This is a genomic window from Streptomyces sp. NPDC058751 (genome assembly GCF_042746485.1).
Lineage (GTDB): Bacteria > Actinomycetota > Actinomycetes > Streptomycetales > Streptomycetaceae > Streptomyces.
The window spans coordinates 242,554-263,772 of sequence record NZ_JBHYPZ010000001.1 but is presented as its reverse complement, the minus strand read 5'-3'; the positions used below and the strand labels follow the sequence as shown (position 1 = coordinate 263,772).

Annotated in this window: 16 protein-coding genes; 9 read left to right on the top strand and 7 right to left on the bottom strand. The window is 72.4% G+C overall.

All coding sequences use genetic code 11. The features are described from left to right. Positions 1-73 precede the first annotated feature (73 nt). Complete coding sequence (locus ACFW6B_RS01110) at positions 74-985, bottom strand: LysR family transcriptional regulator (protein WP_386591165.1); 912 nt, start codon at positions 983-985, stop codon at positions 74-76. Positions 986-1,135: 150 nt separating this feature from the next. On the opposite strand from ACFW6B_RS01110, the gene ACFW6B_RS01105 reads away from it, so the two are divergent. From ACFW6B_RS01105 to ACFW6B_RS01090, 4 genes are all read left to right on the top strand, one after another. Beyond that, positions 1,136-2,041 carry an EamA family transporter gene (locus ACFW6B_RS01105; protein ID WP_386591164.1) on the top strand — a complete coding sequence of 302 codons (906 nt, stop codon included), beginning with the start codon at positions 1,136-1,138 and terminating at the stop codon, positions 2,039-2,041. A 4-nt stretch (positions 2,042-2,045) separates the two neighbouring features. Then, a complete protein-coding gene (gene aroA / locus ACFW6B_RS01100; RefSeq protein ID WP_386591163.1) occupies positions 2,046-3,284 on the top strand; it encodes a 3-phosphoshikimate 1-carboxyvinyltransferase in 1,239 nt (412 codons plus the stop codon). 109 nt (positions 3,285-3,393) lie between these two features. Next, positions 3,394-4,653, top strand: coding sequence for a Gfo/Idh/MocA family protein (locus tag ACFW6B_RS01095; RefSeq protein WP_386591162.1), 1,260 nt, complete (start codon positions 3,394-3,396; stop codon positions 4,651-4,653). A 75-nt stretch (positions 4,654-4,728) separates the two neighbouring features. Next, a complete protein-coding gene (locus tag ACFW6B_RS01090; RefSeq protein WP_386591161.1) occupies positions 4,729-5,376 on the top strand; it encodes a GNAT family N-acetyltransferase in 648 nt (215 codons plus the stop codon). A gap of 113 nt (positions 5,377-5,489) precedes the next feature. Here ACFW6B_RS01090 and ACFW6B_RS01085 read toward each other — a convergent pair whose 3' ends face one another. From ACFW6B_RS01085 to ACFW6B_RS01075, 3 genes are all read right to left on the bottom strand, one after another. Further along, positions 5,490-6,440 carry an MHYT domain-containing protein gene (locus ACFW6B_RS01085; RefSeq protein ID WP_386591160.1) on the bottom strand — a complete coding sequence of 317 codons (951 nt, stop codon included), beginning with the start codon at positions 6,438-6,440 and terminating at the stop codon, positions 5,490-5,492. A 156-nt stretch (positions 6,441-6,596) separates the two neighbouring features. Further along, a complete protein-coding gene (locus ACFW6B_RS01080) occupies positions 6,597-7,532 on the bottom strand; it encodes a GNAT family N-acetyltransferase (protein ID WP_386591159.1) in 936 nt (311 codons plus the stop codon). An 807-nt stretch (positions 7,533-8,339) separates the two neighbouring features. Then, complete coding sequence (locus ACFW6B_RS01075) at positions 8,340-9,389, bottom strand: LacI family DNA-binding transcriptional regulator (RefSeq protein ID WP_386591158.1); 1,050 nt, start codon at positions 9,387-9,389, stop codon at positions 8,340-8,342. A 308-nt stretch (positions 9,390-9,697) separates the two neighbouring features. Here ACFW6B_RS01075 and ACFW6B_RS01070 point away from each other — a divergent pair, with 308 nt between their 5' ends. The 5 genes from ACFW6B_RS01070 to ACFW6B_RS01050 all read left to right on the top strand — a co-directional run bounded on the left by ACFW6B_RS01070 (position 9,698) and on the right by ACFW6B_RS01050 (position 16,957). Further along, positions 9,698-10,849 (top strand): Gfo/Idh/MocA family protein, encoded by a 1,152-nt coding sequence (locus ACFW6B_RS01070; protein ID WP_386591157.1) that lies wholly within the window; start codon positions 9,698-9,700, stop codon positions 10,847-10,849. Continuing rightward, entirely contained in the window at positions 10,846-12,003 is a 1,158-nt protein-coding gene (locus ACFW6B_RS01065; RefSeq protein WP_386591156.1) for a dihydrodipicolinate synthase family protein, read from the top strand. The genes ACFW6B_RS01070 and ACFW6B_RS01065 overlap by 4 nt, the downstream gene beginning before the upstream one ends. Beyond that, positions 12,000-12,830: a sugar phosphate isomerase/epimerase family protein gene (locus tag ACFW6B_RS01060; protein ID WP_386591155.1), complete on the top strand. Its 831-nt coding sequence runs from the start codon at positions 12,000-12,002 to the stop codon at positions 12,828-12,830. Before ACFW6B_RS01065 ends, ACFW6B_RS01060 begins: the two co-directional genes overlap by 4 nt. 296 nt (positions 12,831-13,126) lie before the next feature. After that, the gene (locus tag ACFW6B_RS01055) at positions 13,127-15,382 is read left to right on the top strand and encodes an ATP-dependent RecD-like DNA helicase (protein WP_386591154.1); all 2,256 of its coding nucleotides are present in this window, start codon (positions 13,127-13,129) and stop codon (positions 15,380-15,382) included. 285 nt (positions 15,383-15,667) lie between these two features. Beyond that, positions 15,668-16,957 (top strand): citrate synthase, encoded by a 1,290-nt coding sequence (locus ACFW6B_RS01050; RefSeq protein WP_386591152.1) that lies wholly within the window; start codon positions 15,668-15,670, stop codon positions 16,955-16,957. 577 nt (positions 16,958-17,534) lie between these two features. Here ACFW6B_RS01050 and ACFW6B_RS01045 read toward each other — a convergent pair. The 3 genes from ACFW6B_RS01045 to ACFW6B_RS01035 all read right to left on the bottom strand — a co-directional run bounded on the left by ACFW6B_RS01045 (position 17,535) and on the right by ACFW6B_RS01035 (position 21,143). Continuing rightward, a complete protein-coding gene (locus ACFW6B_RS01045; protein WP_386591151.1) occupies positions 17,535-19,811 on the bottom strand; it encodes a heavy metal translocating P-type ATPase in 2,277 nt (758 codons plus the stop codon). 90 nt (positions 19,812-19,901) lie between these two features. Then, on the bottom strand, positions 19,902-20,141 hold the full coding sequence (locus ACFW6B_RS01040) for a heavy-metal-associated domain-containing protein (protein WP_386591150.1): 240 nt from the start codon (positions 20,139-20,141) through the stop codon (positions 19,902-19,904). 327 nt (positions 20,142-20,468) lie between these two features. Beyond that, positions 20,469-21,143 carry a TetR family transcriptional regulator gene (locus ACFW6B_RS01035; RefSeq protein ID WP_386591149.1) on the bottom strand — a complete coding sequence of 225 codons (675 nt, stop codon included), beginning with the start codon at positions 21,141-21,143 and terminating at the stop codon, positions 20,469-20,471. Between the last annotated feature and the right edge of the window lie 76 nt (positions 21,144-21,219).

Below are 21,219 nucleotides of genomic sequence, written 5' to 3'. Positions count from 1 at the left end.
ATGGAACCGTCCGGACCTGTGGAGCCGTGGGGTAGGCGGCGCGGACCCCTGCGGTGGGCTCCGGTTGTGGGTGTCAGGGGCGTTTCGACACGGTGGGCCAGTGGGATTGGAGGGTTCGGACCGTCTCGGCGATGGCCGGGCGCCGGGCCGCGCCCGCGCGCCACAGCGCGTACAGTCGGCGGGTCGGCAGCGGGTCGAGCGGTACCTCCACCACCCCGTCGGGAAGGGGGCCGCGGCCGAGGCGCGGGATGAGGGCGACGCCGAGACCGGCGGCCACGAGGGCGATGAGGGTCGGGTTCTCCTCGGCCTGGTGGACGATGTCCGGCTCGCTGCCCGCCGCACGCAGGGTGCGCACCAGCCAGTCGTGGCAGACCCGGCCGGGCGGCTGGCAGATCCACCGCTGGCCGCCCAGGTCCTCGCGCCGTACCGAGGCCCGCCCGGCGAAGGGGTGCCCGGCCGGGACGAGCAGATCGCACAGGTCGTCCCCGATCACCGCCTGCTCCACGCCCGGCGGGGCGGGCAGCGGGGAGATGTCCCAGTCGTGCGCGACGGCCAGGTCGACCGCGCCCCTGACCACCAGGTCGACGGACAGGTGCGGGTCGACCTCCGTCAGCCGGGTGTCCAGGGCGGGGTGCCGGACGGCCAGATCGGCCAGGACGGCGGGCAGCAGACCGCGGGCCGCCGAGGCGAACGCGGCCACCGTCAGCCGTCCCGCGGGCATCCCCCGGCGCTCCTCGAGTTCGGTCTCCGCCCGCTCCACGATCGCCAGCAACTCCTGTGCGGTGGAGGCGAGCTGTTCGGCCTGCTCGGTGAGCCGGACACCGCGTCCGCGCCGCTCCAGCAACACCGTCCTGGTCTCCCGCTCCAGTTTCGCGATCTGCTGGGACACGGCCGAGGGGGTGTAGCCGAGCGCGGCCGCGGCGGCGCCGACCGTGCCGTGCACCGAGACGGCGTGCAGGGCGCGCAGGCGCTGGAGATCGAGCATGGACGCCTCCCGGTCCGTGACGTGTCGGCCCGGGCCCGGCCGACGACGCGGCGGGCCCGGCCGCTCCCCAGCTTACGTAAGCATCGCTTCATCCATCCATGCAGACATTCGCGCTGGTGCTACATGGTGGTGGCATCCGATGCTCGGCGCATGCGACCCGCACACATCAGCCTCGCCGTCCTCGTCGCCGCCGTCTGGGGCGTGAACTTCATCGTCATCCAGGTCGGACTGGGCCACTTCCCGCCCCTGCTCTTCTCGGCCCTGCGCTTCCTCGTGGCGGCCCTGCCCGCCGTGTTCTTCGTCGGCCGTCCCAAGGTGGCGTGGAAGTGGATCGTGGCGGTGGGACTCGTCCTCGGAGTCGCGAAGTTCGGGCTGCTGTTCATCGGCATGGACGTGGGGATGCCCGCCGGACTGTCCTCCCTCGTGCTCCAGGTCCAGGCGGTCTTCACCGCGGTCGCCGCCTTCGTCTTCCTCGGTGAACGCCCCGGGCGCGTCAAGCTCTGCGGCATGGCGGTGGCCCTCGCCGGTGTGGGCCTGGCCGCCGTCGACGAGGGCACCTCAGGCCCCCTCGGCGCCTTCGCCCTGGTGATCGCGGCGGCGGCCTGCTGGGGACTGTCCAACGTCCTCACCCGCAAGGCGTCCCCGCCCGACCCGCTGAACTTCATGGTGTGGGTGAGCACCGTCCCCGTCCTGCCGCTGCTCGGCCTGTCCCTGCTCGTGGAAGGCCCCTCCCGCGACCTCGACGCGCTCGCCGGCCTGGACGCGCAGGGCGCCGGAGTCCTCGTCTACGTCGCCTGGATCACGACCGTCTTCGGCTTCGGCGCCTGGGGCTGGCTGCTGCACCGGTACCCCGCGTCCACCGTCGCGCCGTTCTCGCTGCTCGTCCCGGTCTTCGGGATGTCGTCGGCCGCGCTGTTCCTGCACGAGTCCGTCGGCCCGCTGCGGTGGGCGGCGGCGGCCCTGCTGGTGGGCGGGGTGACGCTCACCTCACGGACGCCGCGAAAGGTCCAGTCGGCGGACGTTCCAGCGCCGGAGCGGGCCGGCGCGCCAGCATGACCCCATGGCCGTCGTCGACATCCCCGGTTCCAAGTCCATCACCGCCCGCGCGCTCTTCCTGGCCGCGGCGGCCGACGGGGTCACCCGCCTCGTCCGTCCGCTCCGCTCGGACGACACCGAGGGGTTCGCGGAGGGCCTGACCCGGCTCGGATACCGCGTCGGCCGGACCCCGGAGAGCTGGCACGTCGACGGCCGCCCCCAGGGCCCGGCGGTGGAGCGGGCCGACGTGTACTGCCGGGACGGCGCGACCACGGCCCGCTTCCTGCCGGCCCTCGCCGCCGCCGGACACGGCACCTACCGCTTCGACGCCTCCGCCCAGATGCGCCGGCGGCCGCTCGGACCCCTGTCGCGGGCGCTGCGCGACCTGGGCGTGGACCTCAGGCACGAGGAGGCGGAGGGCCACCACCCGCTGAGCATCGAGGCGGCCGGGGTGGAGGGCGGCACGGTCGTCCTCGACGCCGGCCAGTCCTCCCAGTACCTCACCGCCCTGCTCCTGCTCGGCCCGCTGACCCGCACGGGCCTGCGCATCGAGGTCACCGGCCTGGTCTCCGCCCCGTACGTCGGCATCACCCTCGCGATGATGCGCGCGTTCGGGGCGGAGGTGACGGTGGACGGCGACGTCTTCGAGGTGGCGCCCGGCGGCTACCGGGCCACCACCTACCCCGTCGAGCCCGACGCCTCCACCGCGAGCTACTTCTTCGCCGCCGCGGCCCTGACCGGCCGCGAGGTCACCGTGCACGGCCTCGGCACGGGCGCGCTCCAGGGCGACCTCGCCTTCGTGGACGTCCTTCGCAGGATGGGCGCGCACGTGGAGACCGGGCCCGACCGCACGACCGTGCGCGGCACCGGCGAACTGCGCGGCCTCACCGTCAACATGCGGGACATCTCCGACACCATGCCGACCCTCGCCGCGATCGCGCCCTTCGCCACCGGCCCGGTCCGCATCGAGGACGTCGCCAACACCAGGGTCAAGGAGTGCGACCGCCTGGAAGCCTGCGCGGAGAACCTCCGGGGGCTCGGCGTCCGGGTGGAGACCGGCCCCGACTGGATCGAGATCCACCCGGGCGTCCCCACCGCCACCGAGATCAGGACGTACGGCGACCACCGCATGGTCATGTCCTTCGCCGTGACGTCGCTGCGCGTGCCGGGCATCGGCTTCGACGACCCCGGATGCGTCCGCAAGACGTTCCCGGACTTCCACGAGGTGTTCGGGGCGTGGGCCGCGGCCGGAGAGGACCGCTGAGCGGGCGCGGAGAGCCCCGCGGCCGTCTTGCCGCGGGGGTCCGGGACGGATAGCTTCCCGACGGACGGCGCCGACCGCGCCTGCGATCCGACCGGAAAGCGGTGAGCAGATGTCCTCCGTCCCCTCCGTCGTCACACTCGCCGTCGTCGGTGCCGGGGACCGCGGGACCGGTCACGCGCGCTGGGCCCTCGCCCACCCGCAACGGGCCCGGGTGGTGGCCGTCGCCGAACCCCGGCGGATCCGGCGGGAGCGGTTCGCGGCCGCCCACGCCCTGGAGCCGGACGCGGCGGTGGACGACTGGCGGGTGCTGGCCGCCCGCGGCCGCGTCGCGGACGCCGTGCTGATCTGCACTCTCGACCGCGAACACCTGGAACCCGTGCTGGAGTTCGCGGCCCTCGGCCACCACGTCATGCTGGAGAAGCCGATGGCCCTGACCGAGGACGAGTGCCGGCGGATCGTCGAGGCGGTGGAGAAGGCCGGCGTGATCCTCTCGGTCGGTCACGTCCTGCGGTACACCCGGTACACCCGCGCCGTGAAGGAGGTCGTGGACTCCGGCCGGATCGGCGACGTCGTCAGCGTCCAGCACCTGGAACCCGTCGGCTTCTGGCACCAGGCGCACTCCTTCGTCCGTGGCAACTGGGGCCGTACGGACCGGGCCACGTCCATGCTGATGGCCAAGTCCTGCCACGACATCGACTGGTTGCAGTACGTCCTCGGCCAACCCCCCGTCCGCGTCTCCAGTTTCGGACGCCTCTCGCACTTCCGGCCCGAGAACAGGCCCGCGGGCGCCGCCGACCGCTGCCTCGACTGCGCCGTGGAGCACACCTGCCCCTACTCCGCCCGGAGCGAGTACGGCGGACGGCTCGTCCGCGGCGAACACCGATGGCCGCTGAGCGTGGTCGTCGACGACTTCACCCCCGAGGCGCTGGAGACCGCCCTGCGCGAGGGCCCGTACGGGCGGTGCGTGTACGCCTGCGACAACGACGTGGTCGACCACCAGGTGGTGTCGATGGAGTTCGCCTCCGGGGCCACCGCCACCTTCACCATGACCGCCTTCACCGAACAGGCCGACCGCCGGACCCGGATCTTCGGGACCCGCGGCGAACTGCGCGGCGACGGCGGGAGTCTGAGCGTCTACGACTTCCTGACCCGCACCGAGGAGGCCGTCGACCTCGCCGCTCCGGGCGCCATGGACGCGGCGGGCGGCCACGGCGGGGGCGACGCCGCCCTGATGGACGCGTTCGTCACCGCCGTCGCCACCGGGAACCCCGGCCTCGTGAAGTCCGGCCCCCGGGAGTCCCTCACCAGCCACCTCACCGTGCTGGCCGCCGAACGCGCCCGGCTGGCGGGCACCGTCGAGACCGTATAACCGCTGGACACCGGCCGCCCCGGCCGCGTAGGAATCGCAGCGGACACGACCGGACCGGCGAAGGGACGCGGGGCGTTGGGTTTCCAGTTGGAGGGGCCGGTCCTCGAAGGCACGCTGGTACGGCTGGAGCCGCTCGGCCACCGGCACGCGGCCGACCTCGCCGAGGCCGCGGAGGAACACCGGGACTCGTACGCGTTCACCTGGGTGCCCCGGGCCGACGAGGTCGGGGACTACGTCGACGCGCAGCTCGCCCGCGCCGCGACGGGCAGGCTCGCGCCCTACGCGCAGATCTCCCTCGCCTCCGGACGGGCGGTCGGCGCCACCTCGTACTGGGAGCCGCGGTGCTGGCGGTCGGACGACCGGCTCGACGCCGTCGAGGTCGGCTTCACCTGGCTCGCCGCCTCGGCCCAGGGCACCGGCCTGAACGCCGAGTCCAAGCTCCTCCTCTTCCGGCACGCCTTCGAGGAGTGGGGCGTGGCCCGGGTGGACCTGAAGACCGACGCCCGCAACGCCCGCTCCCGCGCGGCGATCGCGGCCACCGGCGCCCGCCTGGAAGGCGTCCTGCGCAACTGGTCCCGTTCCTGGGCACCCGGCGAGGAAGGCATGCTGCGCGACTCCGCGGTCTTCTCGGTCACGGCGCCGGAGTGGCCCGGGTGCCGGGACCGGCTGACGGCACGGGTGGCCAGGGCGTCGTCCCGGGCGATCGGAGCGACGGCCCGCTGAGGGCAGGCCCGGCGCGGGCCGCGCGGGTGGCTCGACGGCTTCCGTCCTCACGGACGCCGGGTACGGGCCCTGGCCCGCGGTGCCGGAACGGTGCCTGGACGGGACGGCGCCGCTCACCGTCCGCGCGGGCCGGTGCCGGGGCGGACGCCGCCCGTCGTGGCACCGGTGCCGTGGTCCGCCGTGGTCCTGGCGTGCCGGCCCGGCTGCTGCTCCCGGGGGCCGAAGAGGGAGGCGGCGGGCGGGGCGTGGGCCGGACGCTCGGGCGCGACGGCCGTGCCCCGGTGCCGACGGGGGGAGGACCGGCTCCACTCCCCGTCGCCGAGGACGAGCTGCGGGTCGAACATCACCACCACTCCGGCCAGGATCAGGAAGACGACCGGCCCGATGAGCATCGGGAGCAGGATCGAGGCCGGTGAGCCGTCGCCGTACAGCCCGGTCGTGTACGACGCGTCCGTCGCGCCGCGCAGTTGCACCCCGACGGCGGCCATGCCCGTGTAATGCGCTCCGGTCATGGCGACCCCCATGAGGAGGCACGCGCCGAGGGTGGCCGGGAACCCCCGGCGGGAGGCGGCCGTCCGCAGGGCGGCGGTCGCGGCGGCGACGGCGAGCAGTACGGAGGCCGACACCGTCAGCGAGTCGTGCTCCAGGGACCCGTTCAGTTCGATCGCCGCCATGCCGGTGTAGTGCGTGCCCACCACGGCGAGTCCGGTGAGGATCCCGGCCGCGGTCAGGGTGGCGGGTGTGGCCCCGCGGTACCCCACGGTGAAGACGCCGAGGCCGACGGCCACGATCGCCACGACGAGGCTGAGCGAGACCAGGCCGGGGTCGTAGTCGATCGGGATGCCCTGGATCCTGAAGCCGACCATCGCGGTGAAGTGCATGGTCCAGATGCCGCAGCCGATGGTCGCCGCCCCGAGGGCCAGCCAGCCGGGCTTCCACGACTGCCGGTTGTTCAGGGAACGGACGATGCAGCGCAGCCCCAGGGCACTGCCCACACAGGCGACGAGAAAGGAGGCCGCCGGAGTCACCGCCCCGAACTCGAAGTCCTCCACGGTGCCTTGCATATATGCCAACTCCCCCAGAGATCGGGTTACTTGGGGGAGTACGGTCCCGCACCCAGGTTGCGTGAGTGGGTTCCTGCGGTAGGTGTTTGAGTTAACTCTGCGATGCGGGTTCGTTCAACCGGCGGACGGCGGTGTCCGCACTCCGGACGGTGCGGGTCACTCCGGGCCGGCGCGCAGGTCCAGCCGCCAGTCCTGGCCCGTCAGGTCCGCGCCGAAGGACCGGTGCGGTTTCTCGGCGACCAGGACGAAGCCGTGGCGCCGGTAGATCCGCCGGGCGGCGGTCAGGACGTCGTTGGTCCACAGGACGAGCTCGTGGTAGCCGACCTCGCGCGCGAAGCCGACGACGGCGCCGACGAGACGGTCGCCGATGCCGAGTCCCCGCGTCTCCGGCTCGACCAGCAGCAGCCGGAGCCGGGCGGTGCCGGGCGCGTCGTCCCGTACGCACATCACGCACCCGACGGGCCGGCCGTCGAGCTCGGCGATCCACACCCGCTCCAGGTGGGGGTCGTGGTCCTCGGCGAAGTCGGCCACGATCCTCGCGACCAGGCCCTCGTAGTCGGCGTTCCAGCCGTACTCGGCCGCGTACAGCGCCGCGTTGCGCTGCACGATCCAGCCGAGGTCGCCGGGGCCCGGTTCGCGCAGGAGGACGTCCTCGGGGCGCGGGGCGGCGCGCTCGTCCCCCAGGAGGGTCCGCACCGTGCGCATCGCCTCCGTGAGCCGCGGCCGGTCGGCGGCCGGTACGGTCGCCAGCAGCGTGCCGACGGTCCGGCGCGCCCGCTCGTCGAGGAGCGCGGCGGCTTCCCGGCCGCGTGCGGTGAGCGTGATCCGGCGGCGTCGTGTGTCCTTCTCGGAGGCTGCGCGCTCGACCAGGCCGTCCTGTTCGAACTTGTTCAGGATGCGGCTGAGGTAACCCGAGTCCAGCGCGAGTTCCGTCCGCAGGTCGGCGGCGTCCGCCTGGGGCGTGTGCGCCAGTTCGTAGAGGACGCGGGACTCGGTGAGCGTGTACGGCGCGTACAGGTGGCGGCCGTAGTCGAGTGCGCCGATGACGTTCGTGTAGAAGCGGTTGAAGGAGCGGATGTCCTGGACGGTCATGATCGGCCCCTGAGGTCGGCTGTGCGCGGTGGCCTGCGGCCCGCTCCGCCTGGATGTCTGACTCAGTCAGATATGTCGCCACGTCGAGAATAGCCCCGCGACGCCTTCGCGCCTACCTCCTCGCGCTCCGCGGGTCCGGTCCGGTGGGTGGGGCGGGGCCGTGCCGGTGCATCAGCCCGTCGCCGTCGGGTGAGGTGTGGCCGTCGGTGGCGACGGGCATCGATGTACCGGCACGGCCCCTCCCGAGCGTCGCCGGCTGCGGATGCGTCGTGGTTCCGCTCGTCCGCCGCGGGTGCGGATGCGTCGTGGGTCCGCTCGTTCGCCGCGGGTGCGGATGCGTCGTGGGGCCGCTCGTCCGCCGTGGGTGCGTGACGGCTTGGGCGCAGCCCCTTGCGGGCGCGATTTTTCGGCCACGGCTGGGGAAGGCCTCCGCCCCGGCCGGAGGAAGTTTCAGTCCCGGCCGGGAAAATCCAGCCCCGGTCGGGGAAATCCAGCCCCTCCGGCGTTTGAGGAGCGGGGTCTGGGGCGGAGCCCCAGGGGTGGGAAGGGCAGGGGCGGAGGGGGCGAAAGAAGCCTGGTCCCGGGGACTTCGAGAGCCCTGGCCGCCGGGAACCCCGGGAACCCCGGGAACCCCGGGAACCCCGGGAACCCCGGGAACCCCGGGAACCCCGGGAACCCCGGGAACCCCGGGAACCCCGGGAACCCCGGCCCCGGGAACCCCGGCCCCGGGAACCCCGGCCCCGGGAACCCCGGCCCCGGGAACCCCGGGAACCCTGGCCCCGGGGACCCCTCTGGGGAGCCCCGAGGTCAGCCGCGGGGACCCCCGGTCGACCCCCGCACCATCAGCTCGCCGCGCACCGTGGCGATCCCACCCGGCGGCGGCTCCTCACGCCCCATGGCGATCCGCCCGGCCCGGGCCCCCGCCTCGGAGAGAGGCAACCGCACGGTCGTCAGAGCGGGCACCGCGTCGATACTGAACGGCAGATCGTCGAAGCCCGCGACGGACACGTCGTCCGGGATGCGCAGCCCGGAGTCGCGCAGCGCCGCGCACGCGCCCAGCGCCACGGTGTCGTTCGCGGCGACGACGGCCGTCAGCGACGGGTCGCGGCGCAGGAGTTCGAGCGTCGCCTCGTACCCGGACCGGCGGTCGTAGCGGCCGTGCACGGTGCGCCGCGGGTCGTCCTCGACGCCGTGGGCGTCGAGCGCCGCCCGGTGGCCCTCCAGGCGGTGGCGGGTCGTCGTGCGCTCCTCGGGGCCCGCGATGTAGCCGAGCCGCCGGTGCCCGAGGCCGATCAGGTGCTCGGTCAGCTGCCTGCCGCCACCGCGGTTGTCGAAGGTGAGCGCGATCGCCTCGGGCGCCTCCGGCGCGGGCGGCCGGCCGCACAGCACGACCCGGGTTCCCGCCTCCGTCAGCTTGCGCAGCTTGGCCGCGACGGCGCCCGCGTGCGCGGTGTCCTCTATCGCGCCGCCGGTGAGCACGACGGCGGCGGCGCGCTGGCGCTGGAGGAGCGTGAGGTAGGTGAGCTCGCGCTCCGGGGAGCCGCCGGTGTTGCAGACGACCCCGAGCCGCTCCCCGCCCGCACGCCCCCCGGGCCCGCCGATCTCCGACTGGATGGCCGCCGCCATGATCCCGAAGAAGGGGTCGGCGATGTCGTTGACGAGGATGCCGACGAGGTCGGAGGTCGCGGCGGCCAGTGAACTCGCGGGCCCGTTCAGCACGTAGTCCAGCTCGTCCACGGCCCGCAGCACCCGCTCGCGCGTGGAGGAGGCCACCGGGTAGTTCCCGTTCAGCACGCGCGACACCGTCGCGGGAGAGACCTGCGCGCGGGCCGCCACGTCCGCCAGGGTCACCGTCATCTCGTCGTCCTCCGGTCGCGCGTCATGTCGTACCACTTCGTACGTCTCGTACGTCGTCGTGCCCGGCCGTGTCTCGTCGTACGGCGTCGAACACGGAGTCGAAGGCCGGGCGCGCCGTTTCCCGTGGGCAGGGTCCGTGCAGACCATACGGCCATCGGCCCCCGTTGTTCGCCCCCTCGAACAACTCGGCTTCGCGGTGGTCTTGTCCATACCGCTGCGCAGAGGCTAGCTTCTCAGGGATAGAAAGCGCTTGCTGTCACGCTCGCCTGCCAGCGTGCGCGGCGCCCGAGGCGTACGGAGGGAACGACGTGACACGCAAGACGGTGCGGATCGCCATGAACGGCGTGACGGGACGCATGGGCCACCGCCAGCACCTCGTCCGCTCGATACTCGCCCTGCGCGAGCAGGGCGGCCTCGACCTCGGCGACGGCACCGTGCTGTGGCCCGAGCCCGTCCTCGTCGGCCGCCGCGAGGACGCGCTGAGGGCGCTCGCCGAGCGGCACGGCCTCGCCCACTGGTCGACGGACCTGGACGCGGTGCTCGCCGATCCGTCCGTCGACCTCTACTTCGACGCCCAGGTGACGTCCGCCCGGGAGGAGGCCCTCAGGAAGGCGATTGCGGCGGGCAAGCACGTCTACACGGAGAAGCCGACCGCCACCGGGTTCGGCGCGGCCCTCGAACTGGCCCGCCTCGCGCATGCCGCCGGAGTCAGGAACGGCGTCGTCCAGGACAAGCTGTTCCTGCCCGGCCTGCTCAAGCTGAAGCGGCTGGTCGACGGCGGCTTCTTCGGCCGGATCCTGTCCGTCCGCGGCGAGTTCGGCTACTGGGTCTTCGAGGGCGACTGGCAGGGCGCCCAGCGGCCCTCCTGGAACTACCGCGCCGAGGACGGCGGCGGCATCGTCGTCGACATGTTCCCGCACTGGGAGTACGTCCTGCACGAGCTGTTCGGCCGCGTCACCTCGGTGCAGGCGCTGACCGCCACCCACCTCCCGCAGCGCTGGGACGAGCGCGGCAAGCCCTACGACGCCACGGCCGACGACGCCGCCTACGGCATCTTCCAGCTGGAGGGCGGCGCGGTCGCCCAGATCAACTCCTCCTGGACCGTGCGGGTCAACCGCGACGAGCTCGTGGAGTTCCAGGTCGACGGCACGGAGGGATCGGCCGTCGCCGGACTGCGCGACTGCCGCGTCCAGCACCGCGGTTCGACCCCCAGGCCGGTCTGGGACCCGGACGTCCCGGCCGCCCACTCCTTCCGCGACCAGTGGCAGGAGGTCCCCGACAACGCCGAGTTCGACAACGGCTTCAAGGCCCAGTGGGAGCTGTTCCTGCGGCACGTCCACACCGGCGCCCCCTACCGCTGGGACCTCCTCGCCGGCGCCCGCGGCGTCCAGCTCGCCGAACTGGGGCTGAAGTCCTCGGCCGAGGGCCGCCGCCTCGACGTCCCGGAGATCACGCTGTGAGCATCCGACTCCCGGACGCCGAGGGCCGGCTGCGGACCCACGAGCCGCGCACCGACCCCCTCCCCGTCCTCCCCGCGGGCGGCCCCCTCGCCTCCCGTACGGTCTTCGCCGCCGCGCACGTCGTCGCCGACCCCCGCGCGGACGTCTCGCCCGGCGAGCCCGCCGCCGTCGACTGGGACGCCACCCTCGCCTTCCGGCGTCATCTGTGGTCGTACGGCCTCGGTGTCGCCGAGGCGATGGACACCTCCCAGCGGGGCATGGGCCTCGACTGGGCCGGGGCGGCCGAACTGATCCGGAGGTCCGCCGCCGAGGCCGGGGCCGTCGGCGGCAGGATCGCCTGCGGCGTCGGCACGGACCAGCTCACCGGCCCGGCCACGCTCCCCGAGGTCCGGGCCGCCTACGAGGAACAGCTCGCCCTCGTCGAGGAGTCGGGCGCGCAGCCGGTCCTGATGGCCTCCCGCGCGCTCGCCCGGGCCGCCACCGGACCCGAGGAATACCTCGACGTCTACGGCCATCTCCTGCGCCAGGCGGCCGGCCCGGTGATCCTGCACTGGCTGGGCCCGATGTTCGACCCGGCCCTCGTCGGCTACTGGGGCTCGGACGACCTGGACGCGGCGACGGAGGTCTTCCTGGAGGTGATCGCCGCCCACCCGGACAAGGTGGACGGCGTCAAGGTCTCCCTGCTGGACGCCCGCCGCGAGACCGGACTGCGCCGCCGCCTCCCGGACGGCGTCCGCTGCTACACCGGCGACGACTTCAACTACCCCGAGCTGATCGAGGGCGACGAACGCGGCTTCAGCCACGCCCTGCTCGGCGTCTTCGACCCGCTCGCCCCCCTCGCCGCCCGGGCCGTGCGCGTCCTGGACACCGGGGACACCAAGGGTTTCCGTGAACTCCTCGACCCGACCGTCGAGTTGGCCCGGCACCTCTTCGAGCCGCCGACCCGCTACTACAAGACGGGTGTCGTCCTGCTGGCCTGGCTCGCGGGCCACCAGGAGCACTTCGCGATGGTCGGCGGCCTCCAGTCGGCGCGCTCCCTGCCCCACCTCGCCCGCGCCTACGAACTGGCCGACGGACTCGGCCTGTTCCCGGACCCGCAGCGGGCCGAGGCCCGGATGAAGACCCTGCTCGCCCTGTACGGAGTGACCTCATGACCGGCCTCGCCCGCTTCTCCGTCAACCAGATGACGGTCAGACAGCTCTCGATGCCCGAACTGGTCGCGGCCTGCCTGGAGACGGGCGTCCCCGGTGTCGGCCTGTGGCGCGAACCCGTGCGGTCCCACGGTCTCGACGCCACCGCGAAACTCGTCCGCGACGCGGGTCTGGCCGTCACCACCCTGTGCCGGGGCGGCTTCCTCACGGCGATCGACCCGGGGGAGCGGCGGCGCGCGCTGGACGACAACCGGGCCGCCGTCGACGAGGCCGCGGTCCTCGGCACCGACACCCTCGTCCTGGTCTCCGGCGGCCTGCCGCCCGGCTCGAAGGACCTCGGCGGCGCGCGCGAGCGCATCGCCGACGCGCTCGGCGAACTGGGCCCGTACGCCGCCTCGCGCGGGGTGCGGCTGGCCGTCGAACCGCTCCACCCCATGTACGCGGCCGACCGCTGCGTGGTGTCCACCCTCGCCCAGGCCCTGGACCTCGCGGAACGCTTCCCCGCCGAGCAGGTGGGCGTCACCGTCGACACGTACCACCTCTGGTGGGACGACACGGCGCCCGCCCAGATCGCCCGCGCGGGGGCCGGGGGCCGCATCCACGGTTTCCAGCTCGCCGACTGGACCACCCCGCTGCCCGCGGGCGTCCTCGACGGCCGCGGGCAGCTCGGCGACGGCTCGGTCGACTTCCGCGTGTGGCGCGCCCTGGTCGAGGCGGCGGGCTACACCGGACCCATCGAGGTCGAGCTCTTCAACGAGGCGCTGTGGGCCAGGGACGGGCGCGAGGTGCTGGCGGAGACGGCGGCCCGGTTCACGGAGCACGCCGGCTGACCGGTCTCCCGAAAAAATCTTCAGAAGTCCGTGCAACCCTTCCGCCACCTCGCGGGTCGTACGTGGCATCAGGACCTTTGGAGGGGGATCCGGGGGGATCGCGGGGGTTCTGATACGGAGGGGAAAGCCGAGGGGCCCGGTCGACGGACCGGGCCCCTCGAAATTTTCCGCCCCGGACCTCCGGGGGTCCGAGCGGGCACCCCGGGCCTTCGGGACCGAGCGTCTTCCGCGTCCTCGACCGGGTGAGTCCTCCACGGCACCGGAGCACTGTCGGTGGCGGGCGGTACCGTCGGATCATGAGCGATCAGGCGGGGGCCGCCCAGAAGGGCGAGCGGCGACTGGCCACGCTGGAAGGCGTGCTCGAACGCATCACGTACGCCAACGAGGAGAACGGGTACACGGTCGCCCGGGTCGACACCGGCCGGGGCGCGGGCGATCTGCTCACCGTCGTCGGCTCCCTCCTCGGTGCCCAGGTCGGCGAGTCCCTGCGCATGGAGGGCCGCTGGGGCTCCCACCCGCAGTACGGCAAGCAGTTCACCGTGGAGAACTACACGACGGTGCTCCCGGCGACCGTCCAGGGCATCCGCCGTTATCTCGGATCCGGCCTGGTCAAGGGCATCGGACCGGTCTTCGCCGACCGCATCACCGAGCACTTCGGACTGGACACCCTGCGGATCATCGAGGAGGAGCCGAAACGGCTCATCGAGGTCCCGGGACTCGGCCCCAAGCGCACGGGGAGGATCGCCGAGGCATGGGAGGAGCAGAAGGCGATCAAGGAGGTCATGCTCTTCCTCCAGACCGTGGAGGTGTCCACCTCCATCGCGGTCCGCATCTACAAGAAGTACGCCGACGCGTCGATCTCGGTCGTGAAGAACCAGCCCTACCGCCTGGCGTCCGACGTCTGGGGCATCGGCTTCCTCACCGCCGACAAGATCGCCCGGTCCGTCGGCATCCCGCACGACAGTCCCGAGCGCGTCAAGGCGGGCCTCCAGTACGCCCTGTCGCAGTCCACCGACCAGGGCCACTGCTACCTCCCCGAGGAGCGGCTGATCGCGGACGCGGTGAAGCTGCTCCAGGTCGACACCGGCCTGGTCATCGAGTGCCTGGCCGAACTGGCGGCCCCTCCGGACGAGGGCGAGGACCCCGGCGTCGTACGGGAGAAGGTCCCGGGCCCGGACGGCGGCGACCCGGTGACGGCCGTCTACCTCGTCCCCTTCCACCGCGCCGAACTCTCGCTCTCCGCACAGGTGCTGCGCCTGCTGCGCACGGACCGGGACCGGATGCCCGGCTTCCACGACGTGGACTGGGGCAAGGCGCTGGCCTGGCTGAAGCGGCGTACGGGCGCGGAGCTGGCCCCCGAGCAGGAGGCGGCGGTCCGGCTCGCCCTCACCGAGAAGGCCGCCGTGCTGACCGGGGGCCCGGGCTGCGGCAAGTCGTTCACGGTCCGCTCGATCGTGGAGCTGGCCCGCGCCAAGGGGGCCAAGGTCGTCCTCGCGGCGCCCACCGGCCGCGCCGCCAAGCGTCTGGCGGAGCTGACCGGGGCCGAGGCGTCCACCGTGCACCGGCTCCTGGAGCTCAAGCCGGGCGGCGACGCGGCCTACGACAAGGACCGCCCGCTGGACGCGGACCTGGTCGTCGTGGACGAGGCGTCCATGCTCGACCTCCTGCTCGCCAACAAGCTGGTCAAGGCGGTGGCCCCGGGCGCCCACCTGCTCTTCGTCGGTGACGTGGACCAGCTTCCCAGCGTCGGCGCCGGCGAGGTGCTGCGCGACCTGCTCGCCGACCGGAGCCCGGTCCCCGCGGTGCGCCTGACCAAGGTCTTCCGCCAGGCGCAGCAGTCCGGGGTGGTGACCAACGCGCACCGGATCAACTCCGGGCACCACCCGGTCACCGACGGCATGAAGGACTTCTTCCTCTTCGTGGAGGACGACACCGAGGAGGCCGGGCGGCTCACCGTGGACGTGGCGGCCCGGCGGATTCCGGCCAAGTTCGGGCTCGACCCCCGCCGGGACATCCAGGTCCTCGCCCCCATGCACCGGGGCCCGGCCGGCGCGGGGCACCTGAACGGACTGCTCCAGCAGGCCATCACGCCCGGCCGCCCGGACCTCGCGGAGAAGCGGATAGGAGGCCGTGTCTTCCGCGTCGGCGACAAGGTCACCCAGGTCCGCAACAATTACGACAAAGGGGAGAATGGGGTCTTCAACGGCACCGTCGGTGTCGTCGTCTCCCTCGATCCGGTCGAGCAGAGGCTGACGGTGCGCACGGACGAGGACGAGGAGGTGCCGTACGAATTCGACGAACTCGACGAACTGGCCCACGCCTACGCGGTGACCATCCATCGTTCCCAGGGCAGCGAGTACCCGGCGGTGGTGATCCCCGTGACCACGGGTGCCTGGATGATGCTCCAGCGCAATCTGCTCTACACGGCGGTCACCCGGGCCAAGAAACTGGTCGTCCTCGTCGGCTCGCGCAAGGCGATAGGCCAGGCGGTGCGCACGGTGTCCGCGGGGCGCCGGTGCACGGCCCTGGACTTCCGGCTCTCCGGTTCGTGAACCACCGTCCCGCAGAAGGCGGAACGGGCCGGTCCGGGTGTCGAACGGGGCCTTTCGGGCATCGGCCGGGGTTCATCGAAAAAAATGATCGATCAAATGAGTCATGAAGGTCACAGAGCCCTTCCGGTTGAGGGGCGGACGCGGCAGGATGAGCAGATTGGCGGCACTCAGTGCCGTCGACGGGCCCAATGGCCGACCCCGAGTGCACTCTCCAGGGCCAAGTGGGGGATGGTAGAGGCAGTCAGGGCACCTCGAAGAAGAGGCACAACGTCGGTGAGGGATGACGTGAGCGACAACTCTGTAGTACTGCGGTTCGGCGATGGCGAGTACACCTACCCGGTGATCGACAGCACCGTCGGCGACAAGGGCTTCGACATCGGCAAGCTCCGCGCCCAGACCGGTCTGGTGACGCTGGACAGCGGGTACGGCAACACCGCCGCGTATAAATCCGCGGTCACCTATCTCGACGGTGAGCAGGGCATCCTCCGCTACCGCGGCTACCCGATCGAGCAGCTCGCCGAGCGTTCCACCTTCCTCGAGGTGGCCTACCTGCTGATCAACGGTGAGCTCCCGAACGTCGACGAGCTCTCCACCTTCAAGAACGAGATCACGCAGCACACCCTGCTGCACGAGGACGTCAAGAACTTCTACCGCGGCTTCCCGCGCGACGCCCACCCGATGGCGATGCTGTCGTCGGTCGTCTCGGCGCTGTCGACCTTCTACCAGGACAGCCACAACCCGTTCGACGAGAAGCAGCGCAACCTCTCCACGATCCGGCTGCTCGCCAAGCTTCCGACGATCGCGGCCTACGCGTACAAGAAGTCGGTCGGTCACCCCTTCGTGTACCCGCGCAACGACCTCGGCTACGTCGAGAACTTCCTGCGCATGACCTTCTCGGTCCCCGCGCAGGACTACGAGCTCGACCCGGTCGTCGTCTCCGCGCTGGACAAGCTGCTGATCCTGCACGCCGACCACGAGCAGAACTGTTCGACCTCCACCGTGCGTCTGGTCGGCTCCTCGCAGGCGAACATGTTCGCCTCGATCTCCGCCGGCATCTCCGCGCTGTGGGGCCCGCTGCACGGCGGCGCCAACCAGTCCGTCCTGGAGATGCTGGAGGGCATCCAGGCCAACGGCGGCGACGTCGACTCCTTCATCCGCAAGGTGAAGAACAAGGAGGACGGCGTCCGCCTGATGGGCTTCGGCCACCGGGTGTACAAGTCCTTCGACCCGCGCGCGAAGATCATCAAGGCCGCGGCCCACGACGTCCTGTCCGCTCTCGGCAAGTCCGACGAGCTGCTGGACATCGCCCTGAAGCTGGAGGAGCACGCGCTCTCCGACGAGTACTTCGTCGCGCGCAACCTCTACCCGAACGTCGACTTCTACACCGGCCTCATCTACCGCGCCATGGGCTTCCCGACCGAGATGTTCACGGTCCTGTTCGCCCTCGGCCGGCTGCCGGGCTGGATCGCCCAGTGGCACGAGATGATCAAGGAGCCCGGCTCCCGCATCGGCCGCCCGCGCCAGATCTACACGGGCGTCGTCGAGCGCGACTTCGTGCCGGTCGAGGCCCGCTGAGGTCCACCCGTGACGCCGGGCTCCGCACGCGGGGCCCGGTGAACCCGTAGAACGAGAAAAACGGAAAGCGCCCTGCCGCCGGTCCCCCCACGGGCCGACGGTCAGGGCGCTTTCCTTGTCCCGGTGCGGATTCCCCCCACGGGATCCGGCCGGGCGCTTACGGGCAGCGCCTGAATCGCTGCGTGCCGGCACGGGGCCGGCGGTGAGCCGGGCGAGCTGGGCCCGCCCTGCTGCGGTGGTGCGGTGCGATCTGCCGGGACGCGTACGGATCGGGAGGGCCGCTCAAAGCTCCCCGCTGTACGTGCCCCGGCGACGCAATTTCCGGGAACGTCCCCCAAGACATCCCCAGATGCCAGTCGCGCCCCCCAAGACGCTTCTGACATCGCCAACTTAGACTGACGAACCCCTTCGGTGGTTACGTTCACATCACTGTGATCTGGATCTCTTGCATATGTCCTGAAGAAACGCAAGAGGTCCGAAATGGGAATCGCGGACCAATCGTAAGGAAGATGCGCGAGCCTTGTGAAGAGCTTATGTGAGCCTCTCGCTGGACTCTAGGGGGACTCGGCCCCTGTCGTCACGCGAATGCTCTCAGTCGAAGGCTGTTCGTGACCACGAAAACGGACGAGAAGGCCATCGCGGCTCCGGCGATCATGGGATTCAGGAGGCCGGCGGCGGCCAGTGGAAGGGCCGCCACGTTGTAGCCGAAGGCCCAGACCAGGTTTCCCTTGATCGTCGAGAGCGTGGCGCGCGCCAGCCGGATCGCGTCCGCGGCCACCCGGAGGTCCCCGCGCACGAGCGTCAGGTCGCTCGCCTCGATCGCCGCGTCCGTCCCGGTGCCCATCGCGAGGCCCAGATCGGCGCCGGCGAGCGCCGCCGCGTCGTTCACCCCGTCGCCGACCATCGCGACGGTCCGCCCCTCGTCCCGCAGCCGCCGGACCACGGCGACCTTGTCCTCGGGCAGCACCTCGGCGATCACGTCGGCCGGGGCGATGCCGACCTCCCGCGCCACGGCCTCCGCGACCGCCCGGTTGTCCCCGGTCAGCAGCATCGGCGTGAGCCCGAGGTCCCGCAGTTCGCGTACGGCCTCGGCGCTGGTCTCCTTGACCGTGTCGGCGACGGCCAGCACGCCCGCCGCCGTGCCGTCCAGCGAGACCACGACGGCCGTACGGCCCGCCGCCTCGGCCGTGCTCTTCGCGTCCGCAAGCGTTGCCGGCAGCGTGTCCGTGAACCGGCCCACGGTGACCTCGTGGCCGTCCACCCGCCCGCGCACGCCCCGCCCCGGCACGTTCTCGAAGTGCTCCGGCGCCGGAAGGGCGCCGACGCGCTTCTGAGCGCCTTCCGCGATCGCTCGGGCAACCGGGTGCTCGGAGGCGTGCTCCAGGGCTCCCGCGAGCCGCAGGACGTCTTCCTCGGCCCGTCCCGCGGCGACGTACACCTCGTGCAGGCTCATGCGGCCCGTCGTCACCGTGCCGGTCTTGTCCAGGAGGACGGTGTCGACGCGGCGGGTGGACTCCAGGACCTCGGGTCCCTTGATCAGGATGCCGAGCTGGGCGCCGCGGCCGGTGCCGACCATCAGGGCGGTCGGGGTGGCCAGGCCGAGCGCGCACGGGCAGGCGATGATCAGCACCGCGACGGCGGCGGTGAAGGCCGCGACCGTGTCCCCGGTGGCCGCGATCCAGACGCCGAAGGTGCCGAGCGCGATCAGCAGGACGACGGGCACGAAGACCCCGGAGATCCGGTCGGCCAGGCGCTGCACCTCGGCCTTGCCGTTCTGCGCGTCCTCGACGAGCCGGGCCATCCGCGCGAGCTGGGTGTCCGCGCCGATCCGGGTGGCCTCGACGACGAGCCGGCCCCCGGCGTTCACGGTCGCACCGGTCACGGCGTCCCCGACACCCACGTCCACCGGCACCGACTCGCCGGTCAGCATGGACGCGTCCACGGCCGACGTGCCCTCGACGACGGTCCCGTCGGTGGCGATCTTCTCGCCGGGCCGTACGACGAAGCGGTCGCCGACCGCCAGCCGCGCCACCGGGACGCGGACCTCACGGCCGTCCCGCAGGACGCTGACGTCCTTGGCGCCGAGCTCCAGCAGCGCCCGCAGCGCCGCTCCCGCACGCCGCTTGGAGCGGGCCTCCAGGAAGCGGCCGAGCAGGATGAACGTGACGACGCCCGCGGCGACCTCCAGGTAGAGCGTGGAGGCGCCGTCCGTGCGGGAGACGGTGAACTCGAAGCCGTGCCGCATGCCCGGCATCCCGGCGTCGCCGAAGAACAGCGCCCACAGGGACCAGCCGAAGGCGGCGAGCGTGCCGACCGAGACCAGGGTGTCCATGGTGGCCGCGCCGTGCCGCGCGTTCGTCGCGGCGGCCCGGTGGAAGGGCAGCCCGCCCCAGACCACGACGGGCGCGGCGAGCGTCAGGGAGAGCCACTGCCAGTTGTCGAACTGGAGGGCCGGGACCATCGACATGAGGACGACGGGCACGGCGAGCAGCGCGGAGACGGTCAGCCGCTCGCGCAGGGAGGCCGTCTCGGGATCGTCGGTGCCGGTGCCGGTGCCGGTGCCGGTGCCGGTGCCCGTGTCGGGCGCCTCCTGCTCGGGGGGCGCGGGCGGCGGGGGCTCCTCGGCGGTGTAGCCCGTCTTCACCACGGTGGCGATCAGATCGGCGACCCGTACCCCCTCGGGGTAGGAGACCTTGGCCTTCTCCGTCGCGAAATTGACCGTGGCGGTGACGCCGTCCATGCGGTTGAGCTTCTTCTCGACGCGGGCCGCGCAGGAGGCGCAGGTCATCCCGCCGATGGAGAGTTCGATCTCCGAGGTCGCGCCTATCGGCGTCTCGGGTGCTGCGGTGGTCATGGTGCGGCTCCAGGGAGGTGCCGGGCCGCGCGGAGCCGGTATCAGCCGGTCGGCGCGGCCCGGTGCGGAGAACGAGAGCTGCGGGCTCGCTCAGGCCAGGCCGACGAGCTCGAAGCCCGCCTCGTCGACGGCGGCGCGGACGGCGCCCTCGTCGAGCGCGGCCGCGGAGACGACGGTGACCTCGCCGGTCGAGGCGACGGCCTTCACCGAGCTCACGCCGGGGATCGCGGAGATCTCGCCGCTGACGGAGCCTTCGCAGTGTCCGCAGCTCATACCGCTCACCCGGTAGACGGTGGTGACGGAACCAGGGGTGCCTGTCTGGGCGGTCATGGCGTTACTCCTCGTCGAGACGTTCTGAGGTGTGCGTGTGAGGGAGGGATCCCCGGGAACCCAGGGTTCCCTCGACGCTCACCACGTTATACCCCTAGGGGGTATTTCTCCAAGCGGTGTCGCGGTGTGCCGGAGGGGGTCGTCGTGACCTGGGGTGCGGGCGTGGGGCCGGGGCGCGGGGCGGGGCGATGTCGTGGATCGCCGATCGATTTGCCCGAACCTTATGGCAGATGTCCCCGATGTCGCGGGCCGGAGCGCTGGCGCAGCCCCGTCCGGCGCGGCTCGGTGTCGGGCGGGGCGGGGTGGTGCCGGACGGGCGGGACGGTGTCAGGCGGGCGACGCGCTGTCGAGCAGTGGCTCCAGGTAGCGGTGCATGACCGTCTTCAGCTCCGCGATGTAGGCGTCCCGTTCGGCGCCCTCGTGGGACATGACCAGGGTGAGACCGGCCTTGAACAGGTGGACCGCCATGTTCGCCGTACGGGTGCGCCCGTCGGCCGGCAGGCCCGGCAGCCGGGTCGCGATCATCTCCTCGACGCGGGTGAGGAGGGCGCCGTGCAGGGTGCCGATCTCCTCGACGATCACCCCGGGGGTGTCGGCGCCGTGCATCAGGACGGCGAAGGCCGGGTTCTCGACGTTGAACGCGATCAGCGGGTCGAGGACCGCGTCGAGCATCCGGTCCAGCGGGAGGCCGGCGTTCTCCCGGGCGAGCGCCTGGCCGTGCGAGCGGGCCCAGTGGTCGAGGAGCTGGTCGCTGAGGCCGACCGCGATGGCCTCCTTGTTGGGGAAGAACTGGTAGAGCGTGCCGGGCGAGACGCCGGCCTCGCGGGCGATGGCGTTGGTGCTCGCCGCGGTGTAGCCGGCCCGGCAGAACACCGAGGCCGCCGCCTCCAGGAGCTGGGCGACGCGGCGCTCGCCGCGGGCCTGGCGGCGGCGCGGCTTCTCCTCGGCCCGCTGCCGGCGCTCCGACGGCTCCTCGGTCTGCTGCTTCTCGGGCACGGTCATCCCCAGCTTCTCGGGACACGATTGACAAATGCGAGCGGTCACTCGCATTCTTGAAAAACGCGAGCGACGACTCGTG

Coding starts and splice junctions, on each gene's coding strand:
- ACFW6B_RS01110 (WP_386591165.1), bottom strand. CDS start 985: ATGCTCGATCTCCAGCGCCTGCGCGCCCTGCACGCCGTCTCGGTGCAC.
- ACFW6B_RS01105 (WP_386591164.1), top strand. CDS start 1,136: ATGCGACCCGCACACATCAGCCTCGCCGTCCTCGTCGCCGCCGTCTGG.
- aroA (WP_386591163.1), top strand. CDS start 2,046: ATGGCCGTCGTCGACATCCCCGGTTCCAAGTCCATCACCGCCCGCGCG.
- ACFW6B_RS01095 (WP_386591162.1), top strand. CDS start 3,394: ATGTCCTCCGTCCCCTCCGTCGTCACACTCGCCGTCGTCGGTGCCGGG.
- ACFW6B_RS01085 (WP_386591160.1), bottom strand. CDS start 6,440: ATGCAAGGCACCGTGGAGGACTTCGAGTTCGGGGCGGTGACTCCGGCG.
- ACFW6B_RS01080 (WP_386591159.1), bottom strand. CDS start 7,532: ATGACCGTCCAGGACATCCGCTCCTTCAACCGCTTCTACACGAACGTC.
- ACFW6B_RS01075 (WP_386591158.1), bottom strand. CDS start 9,389: ATGACGGTGACCCTGGCGGACGTGGCGGCCCGCGCGCAGGTCTCTCCC.
- ACFW6B_RS01060 (WP_386591155.1), top strand. CDS start 12,000: ATGACCGGCCTCGCCCGCTTCTCCGTCAACCAGATGACGGTCAGACAG.
- ACFW6B_RS01055 (WP_386591154.1), top strand. CDS start 13,127: ATGAGCGATCAGGCGGGGGCCGCCCAGAAGGGCGAGCGGCGACTGGCC.
- ACFW6B_RS01045 (WP_386591151.1), bottom strand. CDS start 19,811: ATGACCACCGCAGCACCCGAGACGCCGATAGGCGCGACCTCGGAGATC.
- ACFW6B_RS01040 (WP_386591150.1), bottom strand. CDS start 20,141: ATGACCGCCCAGACAGGCACCCCTGGTTCCGTCACCACCGTCTACCGG.
- ACFW6B_RS01035 (WP_386591149.1), bottom strand. CDS start 21,143: ATGACCGTGCCCGAGAAGCAGCAGACCGAGGAGCCGTCGGAGCGCCGG.